Source organism: Mesorhizobium sp. M0293, assembly GCF_040321735.1.
Lineage (GTDB): Bacteria > Pseudomonadota > Alphaproteobacteria > Rhizobiales > Rhizobiaceae > Mesorhizobium.
On record NZ_JAMYSA010000184.1, the window covers coordinates 1 to 7,404 of the forward strand.

6 protein-coding genes are annotated in these 7,404 nt (G+C 55.1%); 2 read left to right on the plus strand and 4 right to left on the minus strand.

The window, feature by feature from the left end; translation table 11 throughout:
- The 4 genes from NKJ06_RS33385 to NKJ06_RS33400 form a co-directional block, all read right to left on the minus strand.
- Positions 1–616, minus strand: a 616-nt coding sequence (locus NKJ06_RS33385) for a hydantoinase/oxoprolinase N-terminal domain-containing protein (protein ID WP_352812162.1), incomplete at its 3' end; no start/stop codon positions are given.
- A gap of 15 nt (positions 617–631) precedes the next feature.
- Complete coding sequence (locus NKJ06_RS33390; protein ID WP_352812164.1) at positions 632–1,570, minus strand: ABC transporter permease; 939 nt, start codon at positions 1,568–1,570, stop codon at positions 632–634.
- A 47-nt stretch (positions 1,571–1,617) separates the two neighbouring features.
- On the minus strand, positions 1,618–3,129 hold the full coding sequence (locus tag NKJ06_RS33395) for a sugar ABC transporter ATP-binding protein (RefSeq protein ID WP_352812165.1): 1,512 nt from the start codon (positions 3,127–3,129) through the stop codon (positions 1,618–1,620).
- Between the two features lie 9 nt (positions 3,130–3,138).
- Positions 3,139–4,146: a sugar ABC transporter substrate-binding protein gene (locus NKJ06_RS33400; RefSeq protein ID WP_352812167.1), complete on the minus strand. Its 1,008-nt coding sequence runs from the start codon at positions 4,144–4,146 to the stop codon at positions 3,139–3,141.
- Positions 4,147–4,399: 253 nt separating this feature from the next.
- Here NKJ06_RS33400 and NKJ06_RS33405 point away from each other — a divergent pair, with 253 nt between their 5' ends.
- Both NKJ06_RS33405 and NKJ06_RS33410 read left to right on the plus strand, forming a co-directional pair.
- On the plus strand, positions 4,400–6,454 hold the full coding sequence (locus tag NKJ06_RS33405) for a hydantoinase/oxoprolinase family protein (RefSeq protein WP_352812169.1): 2,055 nt from the start codon (positions 4,400–4,402) through the stop codon (positions 6,452–6,454).
- 4 nt (positions 6,455–6,458) lie between these two features.
- On the plus strand, positions 6,459–7,404 hold a 946-nt coding region (locus NKJ06_RS33410; RefSeq protein ID WP_352812171.1), incomplete at its 3' end, for a hydantoinase B/oxoprolinase family protein.

A 7,404-nucleotide genomic window follows, 5' to 3' on the forward strand; every position in this document is an offset into this window, starting at 1 on the left:
ACTCACGTGCGACTTCGTGCGAAAGTGACACCGAAATTCCTGGGACGTTCCGCTCCAGAAATTCGCGAGCGGCAATCTCGTGGTCTGAATTTTTGTAACTGAACAGGAAGCAGACCGCCACCGATTGGATCCCGTTCAGCCTCGCGTGTTCGGCCGCGGCTTGCAGGTCGCCCAGATTTATTTCCGCTATTTCGTTGCCTTCGTAGTCAAGGCGACCCCCTATCTCCAATGTATCCCGCCGGCGAACGAACTGTTCGGGACGCTGGAACTTGTTGTTGTACATTTCCCTTCGCGGTCGCGATCCCCGCATGATGAAGAAGCTGTCGCGAGCGCCGGCGGTCGTCAAGAGCATAATCCTGCCGCCAGAGTGAGATAGCAGCGCGTTCAAACCTTGCGTCGTCCCGTGTACCGCAAACTCGACCTCGGCGAAATTGTCGATGACCTGGCCGAAAGCGCGCAATATTCCGTCCGATAGATCTCTGGGCGTGGTCGGATATTTCGCCGCAAGTAATTCGCCTGTACTCGTATTTTGAACGACCACATCCGTAAAAGTGCCGCCTATATCGGCGGCTATCCTGTACCGGTCACTTTTGACAATGGTGCTTATTTTAGACATTTATCCTGCCCTGTATTACTTGCGACCGGTGAGCGTATTTGTGATCACCGCTAGAATGATGATGGTTCCGGTTACTATCTCCCGGAGATATGGCTCGAGGTTCATAATGTTGAAGGCATTGTTGACGATCGCCAACAGAAACACGCCCACCACCGTGCGCCAAATGGCGCCTGCACCGCCACCAATCGAGGTCCCTCCGAGAACAACCGCGGCGATAGCCTGCAACTCGATCCCGGAACCGCTGTTGGGTATGCCGGTGGAAACCTTCGATGATAGTAGGATGCCAGCAAGAGCAGCCGCAAATCCCGCAATCGCAAAAGTTGATCCCTTGACGGTTTTGGTTCGGATACCCGAAAGAAGCGCCGCTTCCTCGTTTCCACCGACAGCAAATACGTATCGGCCATACTGGGTGCGGTGAAGCACCAGCATGGAGATTAGCACAAACAGGATGAAAGCAATGCTGGGGTAAGTGATCCCGTAAACAGTACCTCGCCCAAGCATAGAATAGGAATTGTCCGTTACGTTGATCAGATATCCGCCGGACATGGCGATGCCGCACCCCCGAATTACGATGCTGGAAGCCAAGGTGATCAGGAACGAATTCAACTGAAGCCTTGCAATAAGGGTTCCGTTAGCTAAACCAATCACCGTGCCAATCACTACACCCGACATCAAACCGACTATCGGCGTCGATGCATTGGCAACAAGTGCCGCCGTAATTCCGCTAACTGCGAACGTCGCCGATACGGATAGGTCAAAACCGCGAGCGACGATCACGTACGTCATCCCACACGCGATGATTCCAATCCCGGCGTTCTGGTCGAGCAGATTGCGCAAGTTTCTGGATGTGAGGAACGCAGGTTCCACAACCGCAAGGACGGTGATCGCCAGTACCAAGGCAATGAGGATGGCGTAACCCTTCAAGAGGCTCTGCCCATAGTTCTTGAACCGCACTGGTCTCTCCAATCCGTCGGTCTTAGCGGTTGCAGGAAATTTTATTCTCATGTGTTTGAATGGAGATCGCTTTCGTATACGCCAAGGCATTCGCGCAGGATTGCTCCGAACTCGATTCCCTCGGCGGATTTTTCGCCAACGATACTGCCTTCACGCATGATGTACATCCGGTGGCACAAGCCAACCAGTTCCTCGATCTCAGACGAAACGATCAGGATAGCCATCCCACGCGCTGCCAGTTCGACGACCAGATTGTAGATTTCGGATTTTGCGCCGATGTCCACACCGCGGGTCGGCTCGTCAAGCAGCATAACCGATGGGTTGCCGGCCAACCATTTTGCGAAAAGCACCTTTTGCTGGTTGCCGCCCGAAAGAGAGGAAACCAAAGCGTCAGTAGACGTGCATTTGATGTTCAGGCGGGCGGCCCACTTACGTATCTCTCCCGCCTCTTTCCCGTGGTTTACTATCCCGAATGGACGAAGCTCACTAAAATTTATGAGCGAGATGTTTTCAGCGATCGAATGTTCGAGGAACAATCCCTGCTCGCGCCGGCTTTCCGGCACCATGGCCAAACCATTGCGCATTGCCGTGATCGGCGTATGGCGGCCAACTGGGTATCCGTCGATTGCAACCATGCCACTTTGAAATTCGTCAGCACCAAAGATGGATCGCAACACCTCAGAGCGCCCGCTGCCGACAAGTCCTGCTATTCCGACTATTTCTCCCGCCTGAACATGGATGTTGATGTCCTCGAATACGGGCAGCCTCGTCAGACCACTGGTAGACAACTTGACCGCGCTAGTTGGCGGCGGCGCCTTCTTGGGCGGAAAGACATCGGAGAGGTCGCGGCCCAGCATTGCAGCCGCCAGTGACGCGCGTGTTTCATCTTTAGCCGGTCCCGTTTGAACGTGCTTGCCGTTTCGAAGAACAGTTACAGCATCGCAGCTTGAGAGTATGTGGTCGAGGAAGTGGGACACATATATAAAGGTCGTCCCGCGTTCCTTTGCCAGCCTTTTGACGACTTGGTGCAAGTGTTCAGTTTCGGTAGGGGTAAGTGAAGATGTAGGCTCGTCCAACACGATCAGTCGAGCGTTTCGAGAAAGCGCCTTGAGTATCTCCACTTGCTGCTGATCAGCGATACTTAGCGAGCCGAGCCTGGCTCTTCCGTCGAGCTCGAAGCCAAGTTCGTCACGTAGTTGGTTGAATTCCCGGAGGCTCTCCCGGTTTCGTAGAAATCCAAGTGTCGTGCTCTCGCGCCCCAGACAGATATTTTCTGCGACGGTTAGCTCCTGACAGAGAACAAGTTCCTGTTGGACGGCAGCGATACCGCGCTCAATCGCTTCATGTGGTGACGAGACCAGCGTGTCGTCACCATCGTAGATCACGCGTCCATCGTTCGGCTGGAGAACCCCGCCGACCAGCTTTCCTAGCGTCGACTTGCCCGCGCCATTCTCCCCGACGAGACCGTGAATGCTTCCGCTACACACTTCAAACGAGACATTCTGAAGTGCGATGGCGCCCGCAAAATGTTTACTGACATTGTCGACAACGACCTGCATTGTATACCTCTAGCCATCCCACTTCGAAGACCAGTCAGGATGGGCATTGAGATTTGTCTTCGTGGCGATTGCCGCACCGACGGGCGATCGCGTTTCCAGATCGATAATCGGTTCAAACTCTTGACCGCGCATGGCTGCTATGATGTTTTTGCCGCCGAGATAGCCTTCCATGTATGGCAGTTCCACATAGGTACCATACCAGCGCCCTTGGCGGATTGCCGCCACCGCTGTTTGGGTAGCGCCCAGGCCGATAAGTTGAACGCCCTCACCGCCTACATTCATACCTGCACCCGTCAACGCAACCTCCGCGCCCGCCGCCGCCTGGTCGGCGAAAGAGGTGATAACGTCCAAGTCCGGATTCGACTGCAAAACGTCCTGCGTCACCTTGAGCCCAAGTTCTCTTCCCCACAGCGTGTCTTGGGTGGAGACGAGCTTGATCGACGGATACTCCGCAATATGTTTATTGAATGCCTCGATCTTGGGCACGTCCTGGGCTGCTGACCGGCTGCCGACCAGTAGCGCGACCTTGCACGGATCCCTGCCCTGACAGGCTTCCACAGTGGCTTCGGCCAGCCGAAGACCAATGCTGCCTACATTATAGCCAACGAATGTCGTCATACCCTTGACCTGGAACTTGTCGGTTGTCGTTGGATCGGGCCCTAGCGGATATTCGAGCGAACCGAACTTGATGCCTGCTTTGATCGCCTCCTCGGCGGCAGGGACCGCCGAGGAATAGCCCATCGGCAGGATCAGCATCCCGTTGAAGCGTCCAGAAGCGACCGCGTCCTGGATTTGGTTGAACTGCTTGTCTGCATCAAAAGCACCGTCGAACAATTCAATTTCAACGTCGCCAGCTTCTTTCGCCGCCTCCTTTAGACCCTCCAGGCTAGCCAGTGTGAAGGCGTTGTCAGCCGCGAAGCCGAACAACGCAATGCGAATAGGATCGGCAGCATATGCTGGCCCGGATAAGACCGCTGCGATGCCTGCCAAGGCTGCTATCTTATAGGTCAGATTCACTCGACTTCTCCTCCCGTCACAAAGGGCACCCTAAAGATAGCAGGGCCCCGAATGCCCGCTAATATCAAAGTTTCGGGGGCTATGTTGGAATTGGTATGAGCCATGTCGCCTCAAGTCTGGTTTCTTGCACACCGGATAGAACACTGAGCAGCTCCCATACGATGCGGCTACTCAGTGTGGTTGCAATGAGCGAGATCGAACTGATCGGACACGAAGCGACGTGCTTGTCCATACGCGATTGAGGAAGCCAGGAATGATACGTGTGGGAATAGATGTCGGAGGAACTTTCACCGATTTCGTGTTGATAGACACGAAATCGGGAGAGGCCATGTATTTCAAGGAGCCCTCAACACCGCACGATCCGTCAGAAGCTATTGAAACCGGTCTGTCCAGCGCGCTAGCCAAATATGAACTGAACCCCGAGGAAATCGAATTCGTCGGTCATGGAACAACCGTCGGCACGAACATGGTCATCGAACTTCGCGGCGCGAAGACTGGCCTGATAACGACTAAAGGATTTCGTGACATCCTGGAAATCGGCCGGCAGATGCGCCCAGACGTATATAACTACCGCGTAATCAAGCCGATACCCTTGGCAAGGCGACAGTACCGCATCGAAGTCTCCGAACGTATCGATGCTCGCGGAAACGTGCTGGTGGAACTCGACGAGGCCGAGCTTCGACGCGGGGTGGAATACCTGGCCCGCGAGGGCGTGGAAGCCGTGGCTATCTGTTTCCTGCACAGCTACTTGTACCCGGAACACGAACTGCGCTCAGAAAGCATCGTGCGGGAATTGATGCCGCGCGCGTTCGTTAGCCGATCAAGCGACGTTTTGCCTGAATTTCGTGAGTATGAACGATTTTCAACAACGACAGCCAATGCGTATTTGGGACCGAAATTCGAGAACTACCTTGCTCGGTTGGTCGAGAGGCTGACGAAGTTGGGCATATCGGCAAAACCCTACACGATCCATTCAAATGGCGGGCTGATGTCCATAGAAACGGTTCGCCGATACCCCGTTCGAACCTGTCTGTCGGGTCCAGCCGCCGGGGTAATTGGTTCTGCCGTCATCGCAGCGCAGGCAGGGTATAAAAATGCGATTACTTTTGACGTTGGCGGCACGAGCACGGACGTATCGCTTATCAGTGACGGAACGCCGCATTTTACTACAAGTCGCGAAGTGGCGTCATATCCTATCAAGACGCCGATGGTCGATATCCACGTAATTGGCGCCGGCGGCGGCTCAATTGCTTATATCGATAACGCCGGTGCCTTGCATGTGGGGCCACGGAGCGCTGGCGCCGTACCAGGGCCGGTCGCGTATATGCGAGGCGGCGTCGAACCCACGTTAACCGACGCTAATGTTGTCCTGGGCCGTCTTAACCCTGTCGCGATATTGAACGGGACTATGCCCATCGACCTCGATGGCGCGCGCAGGGTTGTCGAGGAAAAGATTGCCATTCCGTTGGGAATGAGTGTGGAACAGGCAGCCTATGGGATTATACGGATTGCCGTCTCGAACATGGCTCGCGCCATCCGCTCGGTGACGACGCAACGCGGCGTTGATCCGCGTAAATATGCATTCATAGCCTATGGTGGCGCTGGGCCATTGCATGGTGTTGAGACGGCGATCGAATGCGGACTGTCCAGGGTTGTGGCGCCGAGGGAGCCCGGAACGATGTGCGCGCGGGGTATCCTTGTTTCCGATATCAGCCTTGATTTCGTTCAGAGCAAGATCCGCCCATTCATTCGCGAATGCTGGTCGAGCATCACATCGGAAATGAACGTTTTGCGCGGTGAAGCCGAGCGCTGGCTGGCTAGCGAGGACGTGCCCCAATCCCAACGGCAATATGAGAATGTACTGGAGGCACGGTACTTTGGACAGAACCACGAGGTGCAAATTCCGCTACCGAATCCGCTGCCAGATGCCGAAACCTTCTTGCGAGAATTCGAAGATGCGCACCGCAAGGAATACGGCTATTCGCTCCCCGACCGTCAGATCGAGATAGTAAACTTTCGGGTCCGCGGATCGGCGCCATCTTCGGCAACGGCCATACATTGCCAGCAGCCGAACGGCAAGCTTGAAGCGGCCATCATCGGGCAGCGCAAATTCTTCGTCGACCCGGATGTAAAATGGGTGGATGCGGTCGTTTACGAACGCGACAGGATTCCGGTTTCGACGCGGATCACCGGTCCCGCGATTGTCGAGGACATGAGTTCGACCTGCGTGATCTTTCCCAACCAGGTCGCCTTTGTGGACGCTCCGGGGAACCTGATCATTGAACTGAACGAAGAGAGCGGGCAATAAGCAGATGACGAAGAAAGATAGCGGCAGCGCACCGGTCTCCGATCCGATTGCGATGGAAGTTTACAACAACCGCTTGATGACGATTGTCGAGGGTATGTTACATATCCTCGTGCGTTCATCCTTCTCCACGAATGTCAAGGAACGGCGCGACTGTTCTGTAGGATTGTTTGACGCCACCGGCCGGGTTCTCGCCCAGACAGTCCACACTCCTCTGCACTTGGGCTCCACAGTCGGCGCGGTTTCCCATTTGCTGAAGGAGTTTTCGCCGGAGCAAATCAGCGAAGGCGACGCCTTCATGTGTAACGATCCCTATGTCGCCGGGGGTACCCACCTCCCCGACATCACTGTGGTCTCGCCGGTCTTCTACAATGGAAAGCTGTCGTTCTTTCTCGCAAATATCGCCCACCACTCGGATGTCGGCGGCGTGGTTCCGGGATCCATTTCGGGTACCGCCGAAACAATATTTGCAGAAGGAATTCGTATCCCGATCGTGCGACTGCGGCACAAAGGCAAGGTGCAGAATGACATCGTTCGTCTCGTCACCCTGAATACACGTGATCCCAAGGAACGCGAGCTGGACTTGGGGGTGCAACTCGCAACGAATGACCGCGGGATAGTCATGGCCCAGGAACTTCTCGATCAAATCGGAGATGATCGCCTTACCGCAGCAATAGCGGATATGATCGCCTATACGCGGCACCGCCTTCTCAATCAGCTCGCAGCGTTTACGTCGAAAGAGGCCAGTTATGAGGCATTTCTCGACGACGATGGTATTGGCGACGAACCGGTAAGGATCGCCGTGCGGATATCCGTGTCAGGCGGCAAATTACTATTCGACTTTTCAGGCACCGGTCCGCAAGCCGCGGGTGCAATGAATGTACCGTTCAATGCCCTGCAGGCGACGGTAGTGTATTGCGTCAAAATGATGATCGATCCGGGATTGATGCCCA